Consider the following 23,862-nt stretch of genomic DNA (forward strand, 5'->3'; position numbering starts at 1 on the left):
TACCGCTCGGACCCGTCGTCCGCGTCGACCCTTCCACCCACCGGTCCGGGAGCGTCCGTCACCGCACCCAGGTGTCGAACCGGTAGCGGGTCCCGGTCCGCGAGGTGTGCCACGGGCCGTCCGGGCCGCCGGCGACGAGCCGCCAGCCCGGCCCGATCGCGGGTGCCGTGGTGTCCCCGGGCACGTCCAGGTCGACGACCGTCACCTCGAGCCGGTCGGCGCGGCCGAGCGTCGCGGCGTAGACCGCGCCCCCGCCGATCACCCAGACGTCCGGCGCGCTGCGCAGGGCGGCGTCGAGGTCGGCGAGCACCTCGGCCCCCGGCGCCCGGTAGCCCGGGTCGCGCGACAGCACGACGTTGCGGCGCCCGGGGAGCGGCCGGAACCGCTCGGGCAGGGACTCCCACGTGGCGCGCCCCATGACGACCGTGCCGCCGGCGGTGACCTCGCGGAAGTGCGCCAGGTCCTCGGGCACGTGCCACGGGATGGCGCCGGCGTCACCGATGACCCCGGCGGGCGTCTGCGCCCAGACCAGACCGATCACGCGTCAGACCGCCACGGGCGCGGAGATCGCGGGGTGGTGCACGTAGCCCTCCACCGCCACGTCCTCCCACGTGTAGTCGAACAGCGACCCCGCCCGGCGCAGCCGCAGCGTGGGGTACGGGTACGGGTCGCGGGAGAGCTGCTCGCGGACCTGCTCGACGTGGTTGTCGTACACGTGGCAGTCGCCACCGGTCCACACCAGGTCACCCACCTCGAGGTCGACCTGCTGGGCGATCATGTGCGTGAGCAGCGCGTACGAGGCGATGTTGAACGGCACCCCGAGGAACAGGTCGGCCGAGCGCTGGTACACCTGGCACGACAGCCGCCCGTCGGCGACGTACAGCTGGAAGAACGCGTGGCACGGCACCAGCGCCATGCGGTCGAGCTCGGCGACGTTCCACGCCGACACGACGTGCCGCCGGGAGTCGGGGTTCGCGCGCAGGTCCGCCAGCACGCGCGTGAGCTGGTCGACGTGGCCGCCGTCGGGCGTCGGCCACGACCGCCACTGCACGCCGTAGACGGGCCCGAGCTCGCCGTCCGCGTCGGCCCACTCGTCCCAGATGTGCACGCCGCGCTCGACCAGCGAGGAGATGTTCGACTCCCCGCGCAGGAACCAGAACAGCTCCTCCGCGACGCCTCGGAAGAAGACCCGCTTGGTCGTGACCAGCGGGAACCCGGCGCGCAGGTCGTAGCGCAGCTGGTGCCCGAACAGCGAGCGCGTGCCGGTGCCGGTGCGGTCGGACTTCGGCGTCCCCGTGGCCAGGACGAGGCGCAGCAGGTCCTCGTACGGCGTCGGGACGTCGGTCGTCGGGGCGTGCGTGGCGTCGGCCGGCTCCGTCATGGCGACATCGTAGGCAGGAGGCCAGGATGGTCGGCATGACCTCGCCGCTGCCGCCGACCGTCGCCGCGCACCTGCCCACCGGGATGCTCGTGGGCGGGCGGTGGCGCGCCGCGAGGTCGGGCGCGACGTTCGAGGTCGAGGACCCGGCGACGGCCCGCACGATCTTCGAGGTCGCCGACGCCGACGAGGCGGACGCCCGCGACGCGCTCGACGCCGCCGTCGAGGCGTTCGACCCGTGGCGCCGCACCGCGCCGCGCGTGCGCTCGGACCTGCTGCGGGCCGTCTTCGACACGCTCGTGGCCCGCACGGACGACATCGCGGCGCTCGTGACCGCCGAGGGCGGCAAGCCCTTGGCGGAGTCGCGCGCCGAGGTCGCGTACGCGGCCGAGTACGTGCGCTGGTACAGCGAGCAGGCCGTCCGGGTCGACGGGCTCGCGCGACGCGCCCCGGCGGGCACCCACCACCAGCTCGTGCTGCGCCGACCGGTCGGCCCCGCCCTGTTGATCGCGCCCTGGAACTTCCCGATCGCCATGATCGCGCGCAAGATCGCGCCCGCGCTGGCCGCCGGGTGCACGTGCGTCGTCAAGCCCGCGCGGCTGACGCCGCTGACCACGGCGTACGTCGCCGAGGTCATCCGCGCCGAGCTCGAGGCGCGGGACCTGCCGGCGGGCGTCGTCAACGTCGTGCCCTCGTCGTCCGCGCGGCGGATCAGCGAGCCGCTGCTGGTCGACCCCCGGCTGCGCAAGCTGTCGTTCACCGGGTCGACCGAGGTGGGGGCCACGCTGCTGGCCGCGGCCGCCCCGTCGATCCTGCGCACCTCGATGGAGCTGGGCGGCAACGCCCCGTTCCTGGTCTTCGCGGACGCCGACCTCGACGCCGCGGTCGAGGGCGCGGTGCAGGCCAAGATGCGCAACTCCGGCCAGACGTGCGTGGCGGCCAACCGATTCCTCGTGCACGCGTCCGTCGCGGACGAGTTCTCGCGCCGGCTCACGCGGGCCTTCGAGGGTCTCGTCCTGGGGCACGGCGCCGACGACGGCGTGACGGTCGGCCCGCTCATCGAGCGCGCGGCGGTCGAGCGCGTCGCCGAGGTCGTGGCGCAGGCCGCCGACGGCGGCGCCCGGGTCCGCACGGGCGGCACCGTCCCGCGCCGTGCCGGGTACTTCTACGCACCGACGGTGCTGACGGACGTCGCGCCGGACGCCCGCGTGGTGACCGAGGAGATCTTCGGGCCCGTCGCGCCCGTCGTGACGTTCGACGACGAGGACGAGGCGCTGCGCCTGGCCAACGCGACCCCGTTCGGGCTGGTGGCGTACGCCTACACGCGGGACGTCGGCCGGGCCATGCGGCTGGCCGACGAGGTGCAGGCGGGGATGATCGGCATCAACCGGGGCATGGTCTCCGACGCCAGCGCACCCTTCGGCGGGCTCAAGACCTCGGGCCTGGGCCGGGAGGGCGGCGAGCTCGGCATCGAGGAGTACCTCGACCCGGTGTACGTGGCGCTCTGACGTCGCCCGGCACGGGCGCCGCCGGCACATCCGCGCGCGGCCCGGCACACCGCCGTGCGGGAGACTGGGGACGTGACCACGCACGACCCCGCCTCCGCCGCGCGCCGGCAGGCGGTCTCGGTGTCGGTCGCCACCGGGCTGTACGGCATCTCGTTCGGTGCGCTGTCCGTCGCCGCCGGCCTGTCGGTCCCGCAGACGATGGCCCTGAGCCTGCTGATGTTCTCGGGCGGCTCCCAGTTCGCCTTCATCGGCGTCGTCGGCGGCGGCGGCGCCATGGGTGCCGCCGTCGCGTCCGCCGCGCTCCTCGGCGCGCGCAACGGGCTGTACGGCGCCCAGCTGACGCCCCTGCTGGACCTGCCGTGGTCCCGGCGCCTGCCGGCCGCGCAGCTGACCATCGACGAGTCGACGGCTGTCGCGACGGCCCAGCCGACCCGGGCGGCCGCGCGGGTCGGCTTCTGGTGGACCGGCGTGGGTGTCTACGTGTTGTGGAACCTGTTCTCGCTGCTGGGGGCGCTCGTCGGCGACCGCCTCGGCGACCCGCGCGCCTACGGGCTCGACGCCGCCGCGGCAGCCGCGTTCCTCGCGCTGGTGTGGCCACGCCTGGCGGGGCGGGCCGCGCAGGCGGTGGCGGCGGCCGCGGTCGTCGTGGCGCTGGCGACCACGCCGCTGCTGCCCGCCGGTGTCCCGGTGCTGCTGGCCGCGCTGGTGGCCGTGGTCGTCGGCCTCGTCACGACCCGGCGCCCGCCCGCACCGGGAGCGGGAGCATGACCGCGCTGTGGGGCGCCGTGCTGCTCGCGGGCCTGGCGTGCCTCGCCATCAAGCTCGCGGGCCACGTCCTGCCGGAGCACTGGCTCGCCCAGCCACGGGTCGCACGTGTGGCCGCCCTCGTCACCGTCGCGCTGCTCTCGGCGCTCGTCGCCGTGCAGGCCGCCACCGACGGCGGACGCGTCGTGCTGGACGCGCGGCTGCCCGCACTGGCCGTGGCGGCCGTCGCGCTGGTGCTGCGTGCGCCGTTCGTCGTCGTCGTGCTGCTCGCCGCGGCGACCGCGGCCGGTCTGCGCCTGCTCGGCATGCCGTGACGGGCGGCCGGGGCGTCGACCGGCAGGGTTAGGCTCACCGGGTGCTGCCCACCGCTGACGTCTCCGTCCGCCCCGCCGTCCCGGGGGACGAGGAGCGCATCGCGCGCATCCAGCTCGCCGCGTGGCGTGCCTCCCACGTCGACGTGCTCGGCGAGGTCGTGCTCGACTCGCTCGACGAGCAGGCGTTCGTCGAGCGGTGGCGGCAGGCCGTGACGGCGCCGCCCGGGCCGGGGTACCACGTGCTCGTCGCGTGCGACGGACCCCGCGTCGTCGGGGTCGCGTCGGTCGCCCCCGTCGCCCCGCCCGACCCGATGCAGGCCCCCGGCGGTGTGGTCCTCGCCCTCGAGGTCGACCCGCCGGACCAGCGCGCCGGGCACGGGTCCCGCCTGCTGGCGGCCGCGGTCGACCTGCTCCGCGCGGACGGCGCCGACCAGGTGCAGACGTGGGTGGTCGAGGGGGACGCGGCGCGCGAGCGCTTCCTTTCCGGCGCAGGGCTCGGGCCCGACGGTCGCAGCCGCCGCCTCGCGACGGGACCCGGACCCGACGAGGAGGCGCACGTCGTCACCGAGCGCCGCTGGTACGCCGGCATCTGAAGACCACACCGGCCCGTGTCGCGACGTCCCCGCGGCGGCCCGGCCGCCCCGTCAGGGCAGGTCCGCGGCCGCGCCCTTGCCCCGGTGCAACCGGCTGGCGGTGCGTAGCGCCGACCGCGCGCGCGACCGGTCCCCGGCCGCGTCGTACGCGAACGCCAGCCGGTACCAGCCGCGCCAGTCACCGGGGTCCGCCTCGACCTGCTCGCGGTGGGGCGCGAACGCCGCCCGCGCCGCCGCCCGGTCGATGCGGCCGCTCGGCGAGCGCGGCAGGTCGTCGACGGGCAGGTCACCCGTCGCCGCCAGCTCGTCGGCCATGCGCTGCACGTCGATCGCCAGCAGCCACTCCCGGGTGATGAGGGCGAGCACCAGCAGCGGCGCGACCAGCAGGGCGACGCCGAGCACCACGCCGACCGTCTGCCCCGTGCCGATGAGCTGCACCGCCCGCAGGGCGACCAGCCAGACGTAGATCGCCAGCAGTGCCGTCAGCCCGACCGCCGCGAGCAGGCCGGTGCGGCGACGGCGTGCCGCGGGTCCGTCGGTCATGCGGGGAGGTCCAGCAGGTGCTCGAGCCCCACGGTGAGGCCGGGCCGGTCCGCCACCCGGCGCACGGCGAGCAGGACCCCGGGCATGAAGCTGCTCCGGTCGAACGAGTCGTGCCGGATCGTCAGCATCTCGCCGGGGTTGCCCAGCAGGATCTCCTCGTGCGCGACGAGGCCCCGCAGGCGCACGGCGTGCACGCGCACGCCGTCGACGTCCGCACCCCGTGCCCCGTCCAGCGCCTGGGCGGTCGCGTCGGGCACGGGCCCGAGGCCCGCGGCGGCACGTGCCGCGGCGATGCCCTGCGCTGTGTGCCGAGCGGTGCCCGACGGTGCGTCGACCTTGTCGGGGTGGTGCAGCTCGACGACCTCGGCGGACTCGAACCAGCGGGCGGCCTGCCGCGCGAACGTCATGGCCAGGACCGCGCCCAGCGCGAAGTTGGGCGCCACCACGACCCCGACGCCGGGCGCCCGGGTCAGGTGGTCGCGCACCCGCCCGAGCGACGCGTCGTCCCAGCCCGTCGTCCCCACGACCGCGTGCACTCCCTGGTCCACCAGGGCGTGCACGTGCTGCTCCGTCACGGCCGGCACCGTGAAGTCGACGGCGACCTGCGCGCCGGCGTCGGTCACGGCTCGCAGGTCGTCACCCGCGTCGAGGGCGGCCACCAGCTCGAGGCCGTCGGCCCCCTGCACGGCGCGCACGGTCTGCGCCCCCATGCGCCCGGAGGCGCCCAGCACGGCCACGCGGATCGGTTCGCTCACGGCAGGCCACCCTAGTCGCCGCGCACCGGCGGGTCGCGGTGCGTCCGCGGCCCGCACGCCTGCGACCCCGCCCGCCCCGGCCGGACGTCCGACGCGCCCCTCAGCGCGCGAGCGCTCCGGGACCGAACCGCTGCGCGAGGTGCTCGGCGAGCCGCCGCAGCTCGACCGGCGGGAGTCCGGTGAACCGCTCCACCTCCCGGGGCTGGTAGCCCGCCGCGACGTACCACTCGATCGCCGCGACCGTCGCGGCCGCGTCGACCGGTCCGGCACCCACCGCCTCCCGCACGAAGGTGCTGAACCTCACGGCGGAGAGGTACTGCGCCGGGCTCGTGCCCAGCAGGTGGGTGCACCACCGGTGCAGCTCCCCCAGGCTGGTGCCGACCTCCCGTGCGACGTCGGTCGCCCGCACCAGGCCGCGGCGCTCGTCGACGAACGCCAGCGCGTCGTCGAGGTGGTCGAGGTCGGCGCTGCTGCGCCGGGGCCGTGCCGCCAGCGCCCCGAGGACCGTCGCCACCGCCGCGTCGTCCTCCCCCGCGGCGAGCTGCTCCCCGGCCGCGGCGACGGTGGCCTCGTCGAGGACAGCGGTCGGCGGCAGCCACGTGTCGGCGGTCGGGCGCTCGTCGCGCAACCGCGCGAGGCCGGCAGGGTGCAGCTGCACCCCCAGCCGGGCCACGGGGCCCGTCTGCTCGCCGACGACCGCGTGGGTCCAGGCGCCCCGAACCCCGTCACGGTCGGGCGTCCGCTGCCCGGTCAGCGGCTCGACGTTCGCGCCGCCGGTACCGCGAACGATCTGCAGCAGACCCCGACCGTCCGGCAGCAGCACCTCGGCGTGCGCGCGGCCCGCGGCGTGGCGGGCGACCCAGGCGTGCTCGGCCACCCCCGCGAGGGCGCTGGGCACGGCGAACCGACGGTAGGAGTCCACGGCGACGGGCATGCCCCATCATGCCCCGACCGCGGGGCACCACGGGACCGTCAGTCCCCGAAGGGACCGACCCGCACCACGCTGCGCGGCGCAGCGGCCAGCTCGCCCGCCAGCGCCTGGACCTGCTGAGCGGTGACCGCGCGGACCCGCGCCAGCGACTCGTCGATGTCGAGCAGCTCGCCGTGCACCAGCTCGGCCTTCCCGAGCCGGCTCATGCGCGACCCCGTGTCCTCCATGCCGAGCACCAGCCCGCCGCACAGCTGTCCGATGCAGCGGGCCAGCTCGGCCGCACCCATCGGCTCGTCCGCCATGCGCTCGAGCTCGTGCACCATGAGCGCCGTGACCTCGTCGACCCGCGCCGGGGTGCAGCCCGCGTAGAGGCCGAACAGGCCCGTCTCGGCGTGACCGCTGGCGAACGAGTACGTCGAGTACGCCAGGCCGCGCTTCTCGCGCACCTCCTGGAACAGCCGCGAGGACATGCCCCCACCCAGGGCGGCGTTCAGCACCGAGAGCACGAACCGCCGCTCGTCGGTCGCGTTCAGGCAGGTCCCGCCCACGATGACGTTCGCCTGCTCCGTCGTGCGACGGATGGTGAGCTCCGCGCCGCCCGTCGGCGACGCCGTGGCACCCACCCGGCGTCCGGCGGGCACGTCGGTGGTGCCCAGCTCCCAGCCACCCGTGCGCAGCGCCGCCTCGACCTGCGCGCAGAGCGCGTCGTGGTCGACGCCACCGGCAGCCGTCACCACGAGGGTCTCGGGCCGGTAGTGCTCGCGGTAGTGCTCCCAGACCGCGTCGCGCGGGACCGAGCGGATCGCCTGGGGCGTGCCCCCGATGGGCCGCCCCAGCGGCGTGTCCCCGAAGACCGCGGTCGCGAACTGCTCGTGGGCGACGTCCGACGGGTCGTCGTCGTTCATCGCGAGCTCCTCGAGGATCACCCCGCGCTCGGTCTCGAGCTCGGCGGGGTCGAGCCGCGCCGAGGTCACCATGTCCGCGATGACGTCCACCGCCATCGGGACGTCGGTGTCGAGCACCCGTGCGTAGTAGCACGTGTGCTCCTTGCCGGTGGCGGCGTTGGCCTCACCACCGACGGCGTCGAACGCCTCCGCGATGTCCATCGCGGTGCGCCGCGCCGTGCCCTTGAACAGCAGGTGCTCGAGGAAGTGCGTCGAGCCGAAGTGGCCCGACGTCTCGTCCCGGGACCCGACGCCGACCCAGGCGCCGACGGTCGCCGAGCGCATGCCGGGCATGTGCTCGGTGAGGACCCGGACGCCGCCGGGCAGGACGGTGCGCCGCACGGCGGCGCCACCCTCCTGCCCGACGACGAGCTCCGCACCCGGCGACCCGGGTGCGACGAGCGGGAGCTGCTGCGGCACGTCAGGCGTCGGCGGTCGCCGGCTCGGCGGCCTGGTCGCCGCCCTCAGCCTGGGACTCGTCGAGCACCGCGTGCAGCGAGAGCTTGCCGCGCGGGTCGATCTCACCGATCTCGACCTGGACCTTCTGGCCGATGGCCAGCACGTCCTCGACGTTCTCGACCCGCTTGCCGCCGACCAGCTTGCGGATCTGCGAGATGTGCAGCAGACCGTCCTTGCCGGGCGACAGCGAGATGAACGCGCCGAACGTCGTGGTCTTCACCACGGTACCGACGAAGCGCTCGCCGATCTCGGGCATGTGCGGGTTCGCGATCGCGTTGATCGCGGCCCGCGCGGCCTCCGCCGACGGTCCGTCGGTGGCGCCGATGTAGACCGTGCCGTCGTCCTCGATGGAGATGTCGGCGCCGGTCTCCTCCTGGATCTGGTTGATCATCTTGCCCTTCGGGCCGATGACCTCGCCGATCTTGTCGACCGGCACCTTCACGGAGATGACGCGGGGAGCGAACGGGCTCATCTCGTCCGGCACGTCGATCGCCTCGGCGATGACGTCGAGGATCGCCAGGCGAGCCTCCTTGGCCTGGGTCAGCGCGCCGCCGAGCACCGAGGCGGGGATGCCGTCGAGCTTGGTGTCGAGCTGGATGGCCGTGACGAACTCGCGCGTGCCGGCGATCTTGAAGTCCATGTCGCCGAACGCGTCCTCGGCGCCCAGGATGTCGGTGAGCGCCGCGTAGCGGGTCTCACCGTCGACCGTGTCGGACACCAGGCCCATGGCGATGCCGGCGACGGGCGCGCGCAGCGGCACACCGGCGTTGAGCAGCGACAGGGTCGCGGCGCAGACCGAGCCCATGGACGTCGAGCCGTTGGAGCCCAGCGCCTCGGACACCTGGCGGATCGCGTAGGGGAAGTCCTCGCGGGCCGGCAGCACCGGGACGATCGCACGCTCGGCGAGCGCGCCGTGGCCGATCTCGCGGCGCTTCGGCGAACCGACGCGGCCCGTCTCGCCCGTGGAGAACGGCGGGAAGTTGTAGTGGTGCATGTAGCGCTTGCGCGTCTCGGGCGACAGCGAGTCGATCTGCTGCTCCATGCGCAGCATGTTCAGCGTGGTGACACCGAGGATCTGCGTCTCGCCACGCTCGAACAGCGCGGAGCCGTGCGTGCGGGGCAGCACCTCGACCTCTGCCGACAGCGTGCGGATGTCGCGCAGCCCGCGGCCGTCGATGCGGAAGCCGTCGGTGAGGATCCGCTGGCGGATGAGCGCCTTCTGGACCGAGCGGTACGCGGCGGAGATCTCCTTGTCGCGGCCCTCGAACTGCTCGGCGAGCTCGCCCTGGACCTCGGCCTTGATCTCGTCGAGACGGCCCTCGCGCTGCTGCTTGTCGGCGATCGACAGCGCCTCGGACAGGCGCGCCGTGGCGGCCTGCTCGACGGCGGCGTACGCGTCGGGCTGGTAGTCCGGGAACGTCGGGAAGACCTGGGTCTCCTTGGCGGCCTGGCCGGCGAGCTGCTGCTGCGCCTCGGCCAGCGCGCGGATGGACGGCTTGGCGGCCTCGAGGCCCTGCGCCACGACGTCCTCGGTCGGCACGGTGCCGCCGCCGCCGTGGATGAGGTTCCAGGCACCCTCGGGCGCCTCGGCCTCGATCATGGCGATCGCGACGTCGTCACCGACGATGCGCCCCGCCACGACCATGTCGAACGTCGAGCGCACGCGCTCGGAGTAGCGCGGGAACGCGACCCAGTGGCCGTCGACGAGCGAGAGGCGCGTCGCGGCGACGGGGCCGGAGAACGGCAGGCCGGACAGCTGGGTCGACATCGACGCCGCGTTGATCGCGAGCACGTCGTACGCGTCGTCGGGGTTGATCGACAGGACCGTCACGACGACCTGGACCTCGTTGCGCAGGCCCTTGACGAACAGGGGACGCAGCGGGCGGTCGATCAGGCGGCAGGCCAGGATCGCCTCGGTCGAGGGACGGCCCTCGCGGCGGAAGAACGAGCCGGGGATCTTGCCGGCGGCGTACTGGCGCTCCTCGACGTCGACCGTCAGGGGGAAGAAGTCGAACTGCTCACGCGGGTGCTTGCCGGCCGTGGTGGCCGACAGCAGCATCGTGTCGTCGTCGAGGTACGCGACGGCCGCGCCGGCGGCCTGCTTGGCCAGCCGGCCGGTCTCGAAGCGGACGGTGCGGGTGCCGAAGCGACCGTTGTCGATCGTGGCCTCGGCGAACTGGATCTCGGGACCCTCCATGGGTGCCCTCCTTGTTCTCGAAGGCGCCGCCCTGCCCCGCGGCGGTCTTCGACCGTGGCGCCCGGACACATGTTCCGGGGGCCACTACCGAGGACCGGACGAGCGGGGTCGGCGCGGTGGTTGTGCTGGTCGTGCGGTGGTGCAGGTGGTGCGTGTCGTGCGGACCCGCGTCAGCCCGTCCGGGGGGACGGGGCCCGACGCAGGACCAGCCCGGACCGACACGGTCCGGGCTGGTGCGGGTCGTTCAGCGGCGCAGGCCGAGGCGCTCGATGAGCGCACGGTAGCGGTTGATGTCGACCTTCTGCAGGTAGCCGAGCAGCCGGCGACGGCGCCCGACGAGGAGCAGCAGCCCGCGGCGGCTGTGGTGGTCGTGCTTGTGGGTCTTCAGGTGCTCCGTGAGGTCCTTGATCCGCTGCGTCAGGACCGCGATCTGGACCTCCGGCGAACCGGTGTCACCCTCGTGGGTGGCGTACTCGGTCATGATGGACTGCTTGATGGCACTGTCGAGCGGCACAGGGTCTCCTCAGGATTCTCGTTGCGCGGTGCGCCGGGGCATGTCCACCCGGGCTCTCTCGGTCCGCGGCCGGTCGTACGGCTCGCCCAGACTACCAGGACACGCCGCTCACCTCGTCATGCGGTGCCGGGTGCACCCGTGCGGAGCTCGCGGCGGACGTCGCGCACGTCCTGCGCCATCTGCTCGAGCAACGCGTCGACCGTGTCGAAGCGCACCGTCGGGCGCAGCCGCGCGACGAGCTCGAGCACGACCTCCTCGTCGTACAGGTCGAGGTCGGTGCGGTCGAGCACGTAGGCCTCGACCCGGCGACCGCGGCCGCCGAAGGTCGGGTTGGTGCCGATCGAGACGGCGACGGGCAGGAGGCGGTCGGCGGCCGGCACCGGCAGCCCGTCGGGACGGCGCTCCGCACGCCGCAACCACCCGGCGTAGACGCCGTCCGCGGGCACCATGCCCACCGTGTCGCCGAGGTTGGCGGTCGGGTACCCCAGCTCGCGCCCGCGCGCGTCGCCGTGCACGACGACGCCCCGGACGCGGTGCAGCCGGCCGAGCACCTGCGCCGCCTCCTCGACCGCGCCACGCGCCAGGAGCTCGCGCACCCACGTCGACGACCAGCGGCGGTGCGCGGGGGTGTCCTCGACGGCGCCGCCGGGGCGCACGTCGTCGATGACGTCGACCGTGAACCCGTACCGCTCCCCCAGCCGGCGCATGGTCGTCAGGTCGCCCGAGTTCTGCCAGCCGAAGCGCACGTCGTGGCCGACGACCACGGTGCGCGCCCGCAGCGCCGCCACCAGGTAGCGCTGCACGAACTCCTCGGGGCTCTGGCGCGCGAACCCGAGCGTGTACGGCACGAGCAGGACGGCGTCGAGCCCGGTGGCCGCGAGCAGCTCGAGCCGGTCCGCGTCACCGAGCAGCAGCTCGGGTGCCTCGTCCGGCCGGTGGACCTGGGCGGGGTGCGGCGTGAACGTCACGGCGACGGCGTGCGCGCCGACCGCGCGCGCGTCGTCGACCATGCGGGTCAGGACCGCGACGTGCCCCCGGTGCACGCCGTCGAAGTTCCCGAGCGTGACCACGGAAGGCCCCCACCCGGGGGGCACCTGCGACACGTCGGTCCAGACCTGCACACCAGCTCCCGTTCCACCGCACCCGCCCGTCGCGGGTCCCGGCGGACAAGCCTGCCACGACGCGGGGGACGCCCCGCACCGCCGGTCCTCGGGCGGGCGCGCCCGGGGACCGGCGGTGCGCGTCAGCGACCGAACCGCGGCGTGAGGCGGGCGCCGTCGGTGACGGCCGTGCCGGCGGGGTTGCGGAACACCGCGCGGTACTCCGTCCCGAGGGCGAGCGGCGTCACCAGCACGCGCAGCGTGGTGCTGCGGGCGAAGGGCACCGGGAGCCACGGGCCCCTCCCCCAGCGCCACTGCCACTGCACGGTGGGTGCAGGCTGCCCGCTGGCGGCGGCGCTGAACTCCACGAAGGTGCCGACCCGGCCCGCCGTGTCGGTGGGGTGCCGGACCACGGACGGCGCCTGCTGGGGCACCAGCAGCCGCGCGGCGGTGGTGGTGACGGTGCCCGAGGCGTTGGTGAACACCGCCCGGTACTGCGCACCGGCGTTCGCCGACGTCGCGACGACCTGCAGGGTGGTGCCGGTCGCGCCGGGCACGTCCCGCCACGTCCCGCCGGAGCGGACCTGCCAGCGCACGTCGGGCGCCGGCGCACCGGTCGCGGCCGCCGTGAAGGTCGCGGTCGTGCCCAGTGCGGCCGTCACGTCGACCGGGTGCGTGGTCACCACCGGGGCGGCCGCGGCGGGCGCACCGTCCTGCTGGTCCGCGGCGAACGACGCGACCCAGGAGAGCGACGAGTTCCAGTTGACCGTGATCTCGTTGGAGGCCCACGAGCTGATCTCGTCCAGGTAGCACGTCGCCGGGGCGCAGTCCTCGGGGAGCGTCGCCTGCATGGTGGGGTCCCACGTGCCGCGGATCGAGTTGGGACCCCCGGCGAGCGAGCCCTTCGGGGGGTTGGGCAGGGACGGGTCGAGCTGGTGCGCGAACCAGCGGGAGTGCTGGTTCTGCGAGAAGACCGTTCCCCAGCCGGTCACGTACGACCGGTTGAGCGCGTTGCGACCGAACAGGTAGTCCAGCCCCTCCAGGGTCCCCTGCAGGTAGGTCTCGTCGCCCGTGAGGTCGTACGCCGTCGCGACCACCACGAGGACGTTGGTCACCGACGAGTTCGAGCCCCAGTCGTACACCCCGTCGGTGGGCGAGTAGACCGAGCCCCACGGCTGCTGGGCCTGGGCCTCGAGGTACCGGTCCGCGGCGGCCACGACGGACGCACGCACGTCCGCACGGTCGGGCAGCCCGTTCGGGACCGTCGCGAGCGTGAGGCGGCCCAGCGCGGCCGTGCCGCCCCAAAAGAACCCGCCGGGCCCGAAGACGTCGCCGGTGTGGTGCGGGCTCGCCGTGACGTCCGCCGCGTACCGGTCCTCCCCGGTCGTGACGTACAGCTCGGCCGCCGCCCAGTAGAACTCGTCGCTGACGTCCGTGTCGTCGTACGGGCCGCCGCCGTCGCTGCCGGCAGCGGCGGGCGCGTAGACGTCGGGGTGCGCGAGCGCCGCCTCGTACGTGCTGCGCGCCGTGGTCAGGAGGGTCGCGGCGAACTCCGGGTCGATGTCGGCGAACAGGCGCGCACCCTGCGCGGCGACCGCCGCGAGGTTGAGCGTCGCCGCGGTGGACGGCCGGTGCAGGGACCGCGCCTGCGGGTCGTCGGCGGGCGCCAGCGGCAGCCCGGTCCAGCCCTCGTCGTGGATCTTGTGGTGCACCATGCCGGCGTACTCACCGGACGGGGCCACCATCTTCAGCATCCACTCGAGCTCCCAGCGCGCCTCGTCGAGCACGTCGGGCACGCCGTTGCCGTGCTCGGGCAGGTCGAGCGTGCCGTCGTCGAGCGCGCCGGCGCGGGCGCCGGGTGCGGTCAGCGTGCGCTCGTACGTCGAGAGCAGCTGGGCGACGGCGATGCCGCCGTTGACGACGTACTTGCCGTGGTCACCCGCGTCGTACCAGCCGCCCGTGACGTCGAGCGTGTAGTCGCAGGTCCAGCCGTCGTAGTAGTCGCGCGGTCCGATGCACGGCACGTCGGTGTCGCCCTGGTTGGGGGCGACCCCCACGTGCCCCGCCTCCCGGGCGTACTCCTCGCCGACGATCGAGGCCTCGATGTCGATGCCCGACCGCGCCAGGTAGAAGTAGTTCAGCGCGTCGTACCGGAGCTGGGAGTACAGGTCCGTCGCGATCGCGAACGGGTGGCTGGTCTCGCCGTCGGCGACGAGGGTGAGGTCCGACCCCGTGGTCGTGACGTCGGAGAAGTCGATCACGTGGACGTTCTCGCCCGAGGACGCGTCCGGGCCGACCGGCTCGGACTCGCCCTGCGCGACCTGCTCGCCGTCCGCGTCCAGCAGCTGCCACTCGACCGCCTCCGTCGCGTCGGTGACGAGCGTCGCGCGCTTGACCGCCTGCGGCAGGTAGCCGACCTGGTTGACGCGGACCCGCGGGCCGGTGTCCGGCTCGTAGGGCGGGGGCGGCGTGGCGGACGTGCTCAACGAGACCTCCGAGAGGCAGAACGTGTACGGCGCGGCCTTGCCGAGGTGGAGCGCGACCTGGCCGGGCGCGTCACCGTCGGCGGGGAACGTCAGCCCCGCGGTGAAGGGGTACGACAGTGTGGTGCGCTCCTCGGTCAGCGGAGCCGCCGACTGCTCGAACGCCGTGCGGTACGCGCCGCCGCCCTCGCCGACGATCACGCGCACCGGCGTGGCGGGCTCCGTGCGCCCCGTCAGGGACAGCACGTAGTTCTGGCCCTCCTCGATCGGCAGGCCGGTGAACGACAGGCCGGCGTCCCAGGGGTTCACGTTGCCCCCGGGCACCTCGACGCACATCTCACCGTCGGCGAACGTCGGGTCGCCCGTGCCGTACAGGCTCCAGGGGCCCAGGCTCTCCGCGAACGAGGTGTGGGGCAGCAGCTCGCTGTCGCTGCTCAGCGACACGTCGTCGAGGCAGAAGGTCCACGCCTCGGGGGTGACGCCGCCCAGCTGGAAGGCGATCTGCCCGTCGGGGGACTCGTCGGTCGGCGTGGCGGGGTACGACGCGATGGCGGTGAACGTCTCCTCGACGGCGGTCGGCTCGGCGGTGAGCGCCGGGCTCGTGTCCAGCACGGTGCCGTACGGCGCACCGTTCTGTCCGACCACGGCGCGGATCGTCACGTCGGTGGTCGCGGCGGCCGTGTAGGCGAGCGTGTACGTCGCACCCTCCTCCACGGCCACGCCGTTGAGCACCACGCCGACCCCGTACTGCGCCGAGCCGGCGGGCACGTCCACGCACAGCGCGCCGCTGCTCGTGTCGATCCCGCCGTCGGTGCCGTACGCGATCCACGCGCCGGGTCCGTCGTCGAAGGTGTCGTCGACCGCGACCGCGGGCAGCAGACCGACCGCCGCGAGCACCGCCGCGCTGCCGATCGCCGTCGCCGCGCGCACCGCGCGCCGTGTCTTTCGAGAAACCACGTCGTCTCCCCGGGGTGACTAGAAGCGCTCCCACACCTCGGCGTGCCGGGCGCTCGTCCTGCGGGCGACAGGCTACGGGCGAACCGGACGAACCGGAAGACGCGGTCCGGACCCGGCCCTGCGCGAATCGTTTCGGCCCGTCCTGTGCCAGGTCAGGACGCCGGCGCGAACACCACCGCCGGTCGCAGGCGGGCGCCCCGCCGTTCCACCACGGCCACCAGCGTCCCGTCGGGCGCGATCGCCGCCAGCGGACCGTCGGGCCCGTCGTGCGCGTCCACGCCCTGCCCGTAGGACAGCGCACGCGCCTCAGGCTCCGTGAGCTCCCGGACGGGGAGCACCCCGCGGGCCGCCTCCGCCAACGGCACCACGGGCACCGCCACGTCGTCCGGCGTCGCGCCGAGGTCGTCGAGGGTGCGCGCCTGCGCCAGCCCGAACCCGCCGACGCGCGTGCGGCGCAGGGCCGTGAGGTGGCCGCCGACGCCCAGGGCGTCCCCGAGGTCCCGCGCCAGCGCCCGCACGTACGTCCCGGACGAGCAGGTGACCTCGACGTCGACGTCCAGCACCGGGACGCCGTCGTCGACGTCGGTGCGTGCGGCCACGACCTCGAACCGGGCGACGTGCACGGGACGCGCGGCCAGCTCGACGTCCTCACCGGCGCGCACGCGCGCGTAGGCGCGCTGCCCGTCGACCTTGATCGCCGACACCGTGCTGGGGACCTGGCGGATGTCACCGGTCAGCTCCGCGACCCGGGCGAGCAGGTCGGCCCGCGGGACCGCCGACGCGTCGACCCGCGCCACGACCTCACCCTCCGCGTCGTCCGTCGTCGTGGCCACGCCCAGGCGCACGGTGGCCGCGTAGTCCTTGTCCGCCCCGGTGACGTACGTGAGCAGCCGGGTGGCCCTGCCGATGCCGAGGACCAGGACGCCGGTCGCCATGGGGTCCAGCGTGCCGGCGTGCCCGACCTTCCGGGTCGCCGCCAGCCGCCGCACGCGGGCGACCACGTCGTGGCTGGTCCACCCCGCGGGCTTGTCGACGACGAGCAGCCCGTCGTCGGCGGTCGGGCGGCGCGGCCCGGACTGCCGGGCGTCGCCCCGGCCCGCGTGGGCGGTCATGCGGACGCCGGGACGTGGTGCGGTGCGGTCGGCATCCGGCCAGGCTAGCGGCGGACCCACGGCGTGCCGCACGCGGGTGCGTCCACCGCTGCACCGGGAGCCCGCACCGGGACGACGGACGACGACACCGGGACGGCGCCGGGACGGCACCGCGACGACGACGCGGCACGGCGACCCGGCCGGGGACGACGACGGGCCCCGCGCCGGCACGTGGCCGGGGCGCGGGGCCCGTCGAGGGTGCTCAGTCCGTGCCGGTCTCGTCGTCGTCGCGACGGTACGGGTCGGCCTCGCCGGCGTACCGCGCGCTCGCGGCGAGCCGCGCCACCTCGGCGTCCCGCCGGGCCGCCTCGGACAGCGCCTGCTCGAGGTGCGCCGCCGTCTCCGGCACCGCGTCGAGGTGGAATGCGAGGGTGGGCGTCAGCCGGATGCCCGTCTGCTTGCCCACCTCGGAGCGGATGAGGCCCTTGGCGCTCTCCAGCGCCTTCGCGGAGCCCTCGCGCGCCTCGGCGTCGCCGAGGACCGTGTAGTACACGTCCGCGTGCTGCAGGTCGCCGGTGACACGGACGTCCGTCACCGTCACGAACCCGAGCCGCGGGTCCTTGACCCGCGTGTCGATCATCTGCGCGACCACCTGCTGGACCCGCTCGGCCAGCTTCCGCGCCCGCCCTGTGTCGGCCATTCCGCCGCCTTTCCCTAGACCTCCTCACCGCGTGGGTGACGAGGGGTGACGAACTCACGAGGACGACCGGAGGGAGGGGACGGCGGGCCGTGGTGGGCCTGGCACGGGCCGCCAGGCCCGCGGTAGGCCCGCCGTCCCCTCCCGGAGGTCGTCCGGAGACGACCTCGACATCGTCAGCTACGCGGCTTCTCCCGCATCTCGAACGTCTCGATGACGTCCTCGAGCTGCAGGTCGTTGAACGACCCGAGACCGATACCGCACTCGTAGCCCTCGCGGACCTCGGTCGCGTCGTCCTTGAACCGCTTGAGCGACTCGATCGTCAGGTTGTCCCCGATGATCTTGCCCTTGCGGAGCACGCGCGCCTTCGTGTTCCGTCGGATCTCGCCCGAGCGCACGATGCACCCGGCGATGTTGCCGAACTTGGAGGAGCGGAAGATCTCGCGCACCTCGGCCGAGCCGAGCTGTGCCTCCTCGTACTCCGGCTTGAGCATCCCCTTGAGGGCTGCCTCGACGTCGTCGATCGCCTGGTAGATGACCGAGTAGAAGCGCACGTCGACGCCCTCGCGGTCCGCCAGCTCCTCGACACGCGGCGCCAGCTTCACGTTGAAGCCGATGATGATCGCGTTGTCGACCGTGGCCAGGTTGACGTCGTTCTGCGTGATGGCACCCACACCGCGGTGGATGACGCGCAGCTCGACCTCGTCGCCGACGTCGATCTTGAGCAGCGCGTCCTCGAGTGCCTCGACGGCACCGGACACGTCGCCCTTGAGGACGAGGTTGAGGGTCTCGACCTTGCCCTGCTGCAGAGCCTGCGTGAAGTCCTCGAGGCTGATGCGCTTGCGACGCTTGGCCAGGAGGGCGGCACGCTCGGCCGACTCGCGCTTCTCGGCGATCTGACGCGCGGTGCGCTCGTCGGGCGCCACGAGGAACGTGTCGCCCGCGCGGGGCACCGAGGACAGCCCCAGCACCTGCACGGGACGGGCGGGACCCGCCTCCGTGAGGTTCTCGCCGTGCTCGTCGAGCATGGCCCGGACGCGGCCGTGCGCCGTGCCGGCGACGATCGCGTCACCGACGTGCAGCGAACCGGACTGGACCAGCACCGTGGCGACCGCACCGCGACCCTTGTCGAGGTTGGCCTCGATCGCGACGCCGCGCGCATCCTTGTCGGGGTTGGCGCGCAGGTCGAGGGCCGCGTCCGCGGTGAGCAGGACGGCCTCGAGCAGCTGGTCGATCCCCTGGAGCTGCTTGGCGGAGACGTCGACGAACATCGTGTCGCCGCCGTACTCCTCGGCCACCAGGTTGTACTCGGTGAGCTGCTGGCGGATCTTGTCGGGGTTCGCCCCCTCCTTGTCCACCTTGTTGACCGCGACGACGATCGGCACGTTCGCCGACTGCGCGTGGTTGAGCGCCTCGATCGTCTGGGGCATCACGCCGTCGTCCGCCGCGACCACGAGGATCGCGATGTCGGTGACCTGGGCACCACGGGCACGCATGGCGGTGAACGCCTCGTGACCCGGGGTGTCGATGAACGTGATGGCCCGCTCGACACCCTCGTGCTCGGCGCGCACCTGGTACGCACCGATGTGCTGGGTGATGCCGCCGGCCTCGCCCGCGACGACGTCCGTGGACCGGATGGCGTCGAGGAGCTTGGTCTTGCCGTGGTCGACGTGACCCATGACGGTGACGACCGGCGGCCGCGCCTCCAGGACCTCGTCACCCTCGGCCTCGAGCTCGGCCTCCAGGTCGATGTCGAAGGCCCCGAGCAGCTCGCGGTCCTCCTCCTCGGCCGACACCATCTCGATGACGTAGCCGAGCTCGGACGCGAGCGCGCCGAACGTGTCCTCGTCGAGCGACTGCGTCGCCGTCGCCATCTCACCGAGGTGGAACAGCACGGTGACGAGCGACGCCGGGTTGGCGTCGATCTTGTCGGCGAAGTCGTTCAGCGACGAGCCGTGGCGCAGGCGGACGACCGTCTTGCCGTTGCCGCGCGGGACGGACACGCCGCCCAGCGACGGCGCCTGCATCTGCTCGAACTCCTGGCGCTTCGCCCGCTTGGACTTGCGCCCACGGACCGGACGACCCCCGGCGCGACCGAACGCACCCTGGGTCGAGCCGCGACCGGCGCCGCCGGGACGACCGCCGCCACCACCGGGACGACCGGCGAAACCGCCGCCACCACCGGGTGCACCGCCACCGGGACGGGCGCCGTAGCCGCCGCCACCGCCACCGGGACGACCGCCACCCCCGCGACCGGCGGGTGCCGGACGCTCACCGGGGCGACCGACGCCGCTCTGCGTACGACCGGGCATCATGCCCGGGTTGGGGCGGGGACCGCCGGGACGCGGACCACCAGGACGAGGACCGCCCGGGCGCTCGCCGGCCGCCGCAGCGGGCGCACCCTCGGCGGGTGCCGGACGACGGTCACCGGGACGCGGCATGCCCTGCGACGGGGCGAAGGGGTTGTTGCCCGGACGCGGGCCACCGGGACGCGGTCCGCCGGGGCGCTCACCCTGGCGGGGCATGCCCTGGGCCGGGGCGAACGGGTTGTTGCCCGGACGCGCCGCGGGACGCGGGGCACCGGGACGGGCACCACCCTGGCCACCGCTCTGCGGCGGACGGGGCGCGCCGGGACGGGCACCCTGCGGGGCCGGCTGCGACGGACGGGCACCGGGGTTGGCCGGTGCGGCCGCGCGCGGGGCCGGGGTCTGGGCGGCGGGAGCCTGGGGGGCCGGCGCCTGGGGGGCCGGCGCCTGGGGGGCCGGTGCCTGCGGCGCCGGAGCCTGGGCGGCCGGAGCCTGCGGTGCCGGGGCCTGCGGTGCTGCCGCGGCCGGCGCCGGAGCAGCCGGTGCGGGAGCGGCCGGTGCCGCGGGACGCGCCGGTGCCGGGGCGGGCGTGCCCCCGGACGGTGCGGGCGCCTGCGGCGCGGCGGGGCGCGCTGCGGGCTTGCCCGAGCCTCCCACCGGGTAGGTGTCGCGCAGCTTGCGCACGACGGGGGGCTCGATCGTCGATGACGCCGAGCGGACGAACTCTCCGAGCTCGTTGAGCTTGGTCATGATGGTCTTGCTGTCGACCCCGAGCTCCTTCGCGAGCTCGTAGACGCGGACCTTGGCCACATCTCTCCTGTCCTGGTCCGCCCGGACAGGGTCGGACCGTCGTTAGTGCGAGGTACTCATCGCTGGGTACTCATCGGTGCGTGCTCATCGGGTAGCCATCGGCTTCCAACCCGCTTTCCCGGTCGACGGTCGGTACCGGAGTCGGTCCCGGCACCGTGGTGCTGTGCTGTGGCTGATCCTGCGCGGCGAGCCGCGTGACGACCTGCTCCACGACATCGACCCCCAGGGGGCCGGTGTGCCGCAGCGCCCGGCCGAAGGCCCGCCGTCGTACGGCGAGCTCGAGGCAACGCTGGTCGGGGTGCAGCCACGCACCCCGGCCCGGCATCCGGCGGCGCTCGTCCACCACGAGCACGGGATCACCCGCGCCGTCGTCGGACAGCACCACCCTCAGCAGGGCCGACCTGAGGCCGGTCGCACGGCACCCCACGCACGTGCGGACGGGACCCGGTTCTGGCGCCTGGGGCGCGGGATCGGGGTTCCGCCTGCTCGGCGAAGAGAGCCGGGCAGCCGGCCCAGCCTCAGAGAGTCTAGCGCGCCTGGTCACCGGACGGGACCGGACGCCCCCGCAGCCGGGTCGTCGGCACCGCGGGAGGACCCGGGTGCGGCGCCCGCCGCGGGCTCCGCGTCGGACCGGATGTCGATGCGCCAACCGGTCAGCTTCGCGGCCAGACGGGCGTTCTGACCCTCCTTGCCGATGGCGAGGGACAGCTGGTAGTCGGGGACGACGACCCGTGCCGCACGGGCGACCGGGTCGACGATCGTGACGTCGAGCACACGTGCCGGCGAGAGCGCGTGCGCGATCATCTCGGCGGGGTCGTCGGAGTGGTCGACGATGTCGATCTTCTCGCCGTGGAGCTCGGCCATGACGGCGCGCACGCGCCCACCCATGGGGCCGATGCACGCACCCTTGGCGTTCACGCCGGGCACGTTCGCGCGCACAGCCATCTTGGTCCGGTGACCGGCCTCGCGGGCCATGGCGGTGATCTCCACCGTGCCGTCGGCGATCTCCGGCACCTCGAGGGCGAACAGCTTGCGCACCAGGTTCGGGTGCGTGCGCGACAGCGTGATCTGCGGCCCCCGCTGGCCGCGGGCGACGTCGAGCACGTAGGCCCGCAGCCGCTCGCCGTGCACGTACCGCTCCCCCGGCACCTGCTCGTGCGCCGGCAGGACGGCCTCGACGCCGCCGACGTCGACGAGCACGGTGCGCGGGTCGCGTCCCTGCTGGATGACGCCGCCGAGCACCTCGCCCGCCTTGCTGCGGAACGTGCCGAGCACCTGGTCGTCCTCGGCGTCGCGCAGCCGCTGCACGATGACCTGGCGCGCGGTCGCGGTCGCGATGCGGCCGAAGCCTGCGGGGGTGTCCTCGTACTCCGGGGTGTCCGGCGTGCCGGGCTCCGCGTCCTCCGGCAGCGGGTCGCGCGCCCAGACGGTCACGTGGCCGCTGCGCCGGTCCAGCTCGACCCGCGCGCGCGCCTGCGCACCGGGCGTCCGGTGGTAGGCGGAGAGCAGCGCCTGCTCGATGGCCTCGACGAGCACGTCGAGGCTGATCTCCCGCTCGCGCTCGATGAGTCGCAGCGCCTGCATGTCGATGTCCACGTCAGCCCCTTCCTGCGCCGTCCCGAGAGACCGCGTCGTCGTCGTCCTCGGCGTCGCGCACCGCGGCGAGGTCCACCTGCACCCGTGCGTCCCGCACGTCGTCCCAGGCCAGCGTCACGGGCGCGCCCTGCACGGGCCGGCGGCCCTTGCCGGGGGCCGTCACCGGCACCACCACGAGGTCCGGCCGCTCGCCGTCGCCGACCTGCTCCAGGCGGCCGGTGAGCGTGCGCCCGTCGGTGCGCCGCACCACCACGGTGCGACCCCGGGCCCGCCGCCAGTGCCGTGCGGCCGTCAGCGGACGTTCTGCGCCGGGGCTGCCGACCTCCAGCGTGTAGGCCGCGGGCAGCACGTCGGCGGCGTCGAGCGCGTCCGACACGGCGCGCGTGACGTCACCCACCCGGTCGAGGTCGAGCGTGCCCGGGTCCTCGTCGCGCAGGTCGACGACCACGCGCACGACCGTGCCACGCCCGCTGCCGGCGACCTGGAGGTCGTCGAGCAGCAGACCGGCGCCGGTCACGGCTGCCTCCACGATCTCCCGCACCCGGGGTGCGGTGGCTGGCGCGCCCATGACCCGGCCTCCTGTCGACTCTCCTGCACGGTGGGGCGCAGGCGGCGACCCTGTGACGTTGTGGAACCAGGGTAACGACTCCCGGCGCCCCCACCGGACGTGCCGGGCCGGAGGCGGCGGGCATGGCAGGATCGCGCCCGATGGACCGCCACCGCACCCCGCACCCCGCACCCCCGACCGCGCGCCCGGAAGCGCGCCGGCGCGCACCCGTGCTGCGCCTGGCGGCCACCCTGGTGGCGGGCGCGCTCGCCCTCGGGGGCTGCGGCGTGCGGCTCGAGTCACCGCCGCCGGCGGAGCCCTCCCCGGACGCGATCGAGCAGGTCCGGGCGCGGACGGTGGACGACGCCCTCGCGCTGGCGGACGCCGCGCGGGCCGCCGCGCCGTCCGCCGACGAGGCGACCAGGGCCGTCCTGGACGACGTCGCCACGTTCTCGGACCAGCACGTCGAGGCGCTCGGCGGGGTCTACGACTCCGGGCTGCCGGACGCGACGCCCACCCCCGCGCCGGCCGCGACGTCGCCCGCGGTGACGGACGTCACCGGCGTGCTCAGCGCACTGGTTGACGACGCGGCACGCGCGGCGGACGACGCGGACGACGTGCCCGACGGTGCGCTGGCCCGGCTGGTCGCGTCGGTGTCCGTGGCGCGCGATGCGCTGGCCGACCGGCTCGCCGCGGTGACGGGTGTGCCTCGCCCCGACCCGGCCCTCGCGGCACCCGACGGCACGGCGGGCACGGCGGCGACGGCCACCGCGGACCCCACGGTCACGCCACCCGGTGCCGCGCCCACCGGCGGTGCGGCACCCGGTGACGCGACGCCCGCGGCCTCGGCGGGTGCGAAGGCACTGGCGCTGGCGCACGACGAGGCCGCGTGGACGCTCGCCGTCCTCGCCGCCCGCACCACCGACGAGCGGCGGGCCACCCTCCTGGCGGCCGCCGACGGGCACCGCCGGGCGTCGGACGCGTGGGCCGCGACCGCCGGCGTCGTCGGCCAGCCGACCGACCCGCGCCGGTCCGCGTACGCCCTGCCCGGCGGGCTGGACGACCCGACGGTGGCGGACGCCCTGCCGCGCACGCTGGAGCAGGCCGTCGCCGACGCCTCCGCACAGGCCGTGGACGACGCGCCGGCGGGTGCGCGGGCGGAGGCGATCGCGTCGTTGCGCACGGCGACGGCCGCGGCGGTCGCCTGGGGCGCCGCCCCGGTCCCCTTCCCCGGCATGCCCGAGCTCGCGACGCCCCCCGTCGGCTGACCCGCCGGCACCCGCCCCGGTCGCCTGACCACCGGGACCCGGGCGGACGGTTCCGGCCCGGACGTGGGGGGGCCCCCCCCCCCGCCCCCCGCGGCGGCGCGCGCGG

21 protein-coding genes are annotated in these 23,862 nt (G+C 74.9%); 5 read left to right on the forward strand and 16 right to left on the reverse strand.

The genetic code is table 11. The features are described 5' to 3' along the window. Positions 1-58 precede the first annotated feature (58 nt). Entirely contained in the window at positions 59-541 is a 483-nt protein-coding gene (locus J1G43_RS11975; protein WP_207370711.1) for a dihydrofolate reductase, read from the reverse strand. Positions 542-544: 3 nt separating this feature from the next. Then, complete coding sequence (locus J1G43_RS11980; RefSeq protein WP_207341383.1) at positions 545-1,381, reverse strand: thymidylate synthase; 837 nt, start codon at positions 1,379-1,381, stop codon at positions 545-547. A gap of 35 nt (positions 1,382-1,416) precedes the next feature. Between J1G43_RS11980 and J1G43_RS11985 the strand changes: the two genes are divergently transcribed. The 4 genes from J1G43_RS11985 to J1G43_RS12000 all read left to right on the forward strand — a co-directional run bounded on the left by J1G43_RS11985 (position 1,417) and on the right by J1G43_RS12000 (position 4,558). Further along, complete coding sequence (locus tag J1G43_RS11985; protein WP_207378509.1) at positions 1,417-2,886, forward strand: NAD-dependent succinate-semialdehyde dehydrogenase; 1,470 nt, start codon at positions 1,417-1,419, stop codon at positions 2,884-2,886. Positions 2,887-2,958: 72 nt separating this feature from the next. After that, complete coding sequence (locus tag J1G43_RS11990; protein WP_249670845.1) at positions 2,959-3,654, forward strand: AzlC family ABC transporter permease; 696 nt, start codon at positions 2,959-2,961, stop codon at positions 3,652-3,654. Further along, positions 3,651-3,965, forward strand: a complete 315-nt coding sequence (locus J1G43_RS11995) for an AzlD domain-containing protein (RefSeq protein ID WP_207378510.1) — start codon at positions 3,651-3,653, stop codon at positions 3,963-3,965. Before J1G43_RS11990 ends, J1G43_RS11995 begins: the two co-directional genes overlap by 4 nt. 41 nt (positions 3,966-4,006) lie before the next feature. After that, positions 4,007-4,558, forward strand: a complete 552-nt coding sequence (locus tag J1G43_RS12000) for a GNAT family N-acetyltransferase (RefSeq protein ID WP_207341387.1) — start codon at positions 4,007-4,009, stop codon at positions 4,556-4,558. Positions 4,559-4,609: 51 nt separating this feature from the next. On the opposite strand, the gene J1G43_RS12005 is transcribed toward J1G43_RS12000, so the two are convergent. From J1G43_RS12005 to rimP, 14 genes are all read right to left on the reverse strand, one after another. After that, complete coding sequence (locus J1G43_RS12005) at positions 4,610-5,101, reverse strand: hypothetical protein (protein ID WP_207378511.1); 492 nt, start codon at positions 5,099-5,101, stop codon at positions 4,610-4,612. Next, entirely contained in the window at positions 5,098-5,856 is a 759-nt protein-coding gene (gene dapB / locus J1G43_RS12010) for a 4-hydroxy-tetrahydrodipicolinate reductase (protein WP_207341389.1), read from the reverse strand. The genes J1G43_RS12005 and dapB overlap by 4 nt, the downstream gene beginning before the upstream one ends. Before the next feature lie 100 nt (positions 5,857-5,956). Further along, positions 5,957-6,790 (reverse strand): helix-turn-helix transcriptional regulator, encoded by an 834-nt coding sequence (locus J1G43_RS12015; protein WP_207378512.1) that lies wholly within the window; start codon positions 6,788-6,790, stop codon positions 5,957-5,959. 38 nt (positions 6,791-6,828) lie between these two features. Further along, complete coding sequence (locus J1G43_RS12020; RefSeq protein ID WP_207341391.1) at positions 6,829-8,151, reverse strand: pitrilysin family protein; 1,323 nt, start codon at positions 8,149-8,151, stop codon at positions 6,829-6,831. 1 nt (position 8,152) lies between these two features. Then, entirely contained in the window at positions 8,153-10,387 is a 2,235-nt protein-coding gene (locus J1G43_RS12025; RefSeq protein ID WP_207370713.1) for a polyribonucleotide nucleotidyltransferase, read from the reverse strand. Between the two features lie 244 nt (positions 10,388-10,631). After that, entirely contained in the window at positions 10,632-10,901 is a 270-nt protein-coding gene (gene rpsO / locus J1G43_RS12030; protein WP_207341393.1) for a 30S ribosomal protein S15, read from the reverse strand. 116 nt (positions 10,902-11,017) lie between these two features. Next, entirely contained in the window at positions 11,018-12,022 is a 1,005-nt protein-coding gene (locus tag J1G43_RS12035) for a bifunctional riboflavin kinase/FAD synthetase (RefSeq protein ID WP_207378513.1), read from the reverse strand. Positions 12,023-12,144: 122 nt separating this feature from the next. Beyond that, positions 12,145-15,441, reverse strand: a complete 3,297-nt coding sequence (locus J1G43_RS12040) for a glycoside hydrolase family 9 protein (protein WP_207378514.1) — start codon at positions 15,439-15,441, stop codon at positions 12,145-12,147. Positions 15,442-15,593: 152 nt separating this feature from the next. Beyond that, a complete protein-coding gene (gene truB, locus J1G43_RS12045) occupies positions 15,594-16,553 on the reverse strand; it encodes a tRNA pseudouridine(55) synthase TruB (protein WP_207378515.1) in 960 nt (319 codons plus the stop codon). A gap of 241 nt (positions 16,554-16,794) precedes the next feature. Next, positions 16,795-17,232, reverse strand: a complete 438-nt coding sequence (gene rbfA, locus J1G43_RS12050) for a 30S ribosome-binding factor RbfA (protein ID WP_207341397.1) — start codon at positions 17,230-17,232, stop codon at positions 16,795-16,797. A gap of 173 nt (positions 17,233-17,405) precedes the next feature. Then, positions 17,406-20,345, reverse strand: coding sequence for a translation initiation factor IF-2 (gene infB, locus J1G43_RS12055; RefSeq protein ID WP_207341398.1), 2,940 nt, complete (start codon positions 20,343-20,345; stop codon positions 17,406-17,408). Positions 20,346-20,415: 70 nt separating this feature from the next. Then, positions 20,416-20,727, reverse strand: coding sequence for a YlxR family protein (locus J1G43_RS12060; protein WP_307859571.1), 312 nt, complete (start codon positions 20,725-20,727; stop codon positions 20,416-20,418). Between the two features lie 158 nt (positions 20,728-20,885). Next, positions 20,886-21,941, reverse strand: a complete 1,056-nt coding sequence (nusA, locus tag J1G43_RS12065; protein ID WP_207341400.1) for a transcription termination factor NusA — start codon at positions 21,939-21,941, stop codon at positions 20,886-20,888. Position 21,942: 1 nt separating this feature from the next. Next, positions 21,943-22,509: a ribosome maturation factor RimP gene (gene rimP / locus J1G43_RS12070; RefSeq protein WP_207341401.1), complete on the reverse strand. Its 567-nt coding sequence runs from the start codon at positions 22,507-22,509 to the stop codon at positions 21,943-21,945. A 140-nt stretch (positions 22,510-22,649) separates the two neighbouring features. Between rimP and J1G43_RS12075 the strand changes: the two genes are divergently transcribed. After that, positions 22,650-23,756 carry a DUF4439 domain-containing protein gene (locus tag J1G43_RS12075; RefSeq protein WP_207378516.1) on the forward strand — a complete coding sequence of 369 codons (1,107 nt, stop codon included), beginning with the start codon at positions 22,650-22,652 and terminating at the stop codon, positions 23,754-23,756. The last annotated feature ends 106 nt before the right edge of the window (positions 23,757-23,862 follow it).

The organism is Cellulomonas sp. zg-ZUI22 (genome assembly GCF_017353535.1).
Lineage (GTDB): Bacteria > Actinomycetota > Actinomycetes > Actinomycetales > Cellulomonadaceae > Cellulomonas > Cellulomonas wangleii.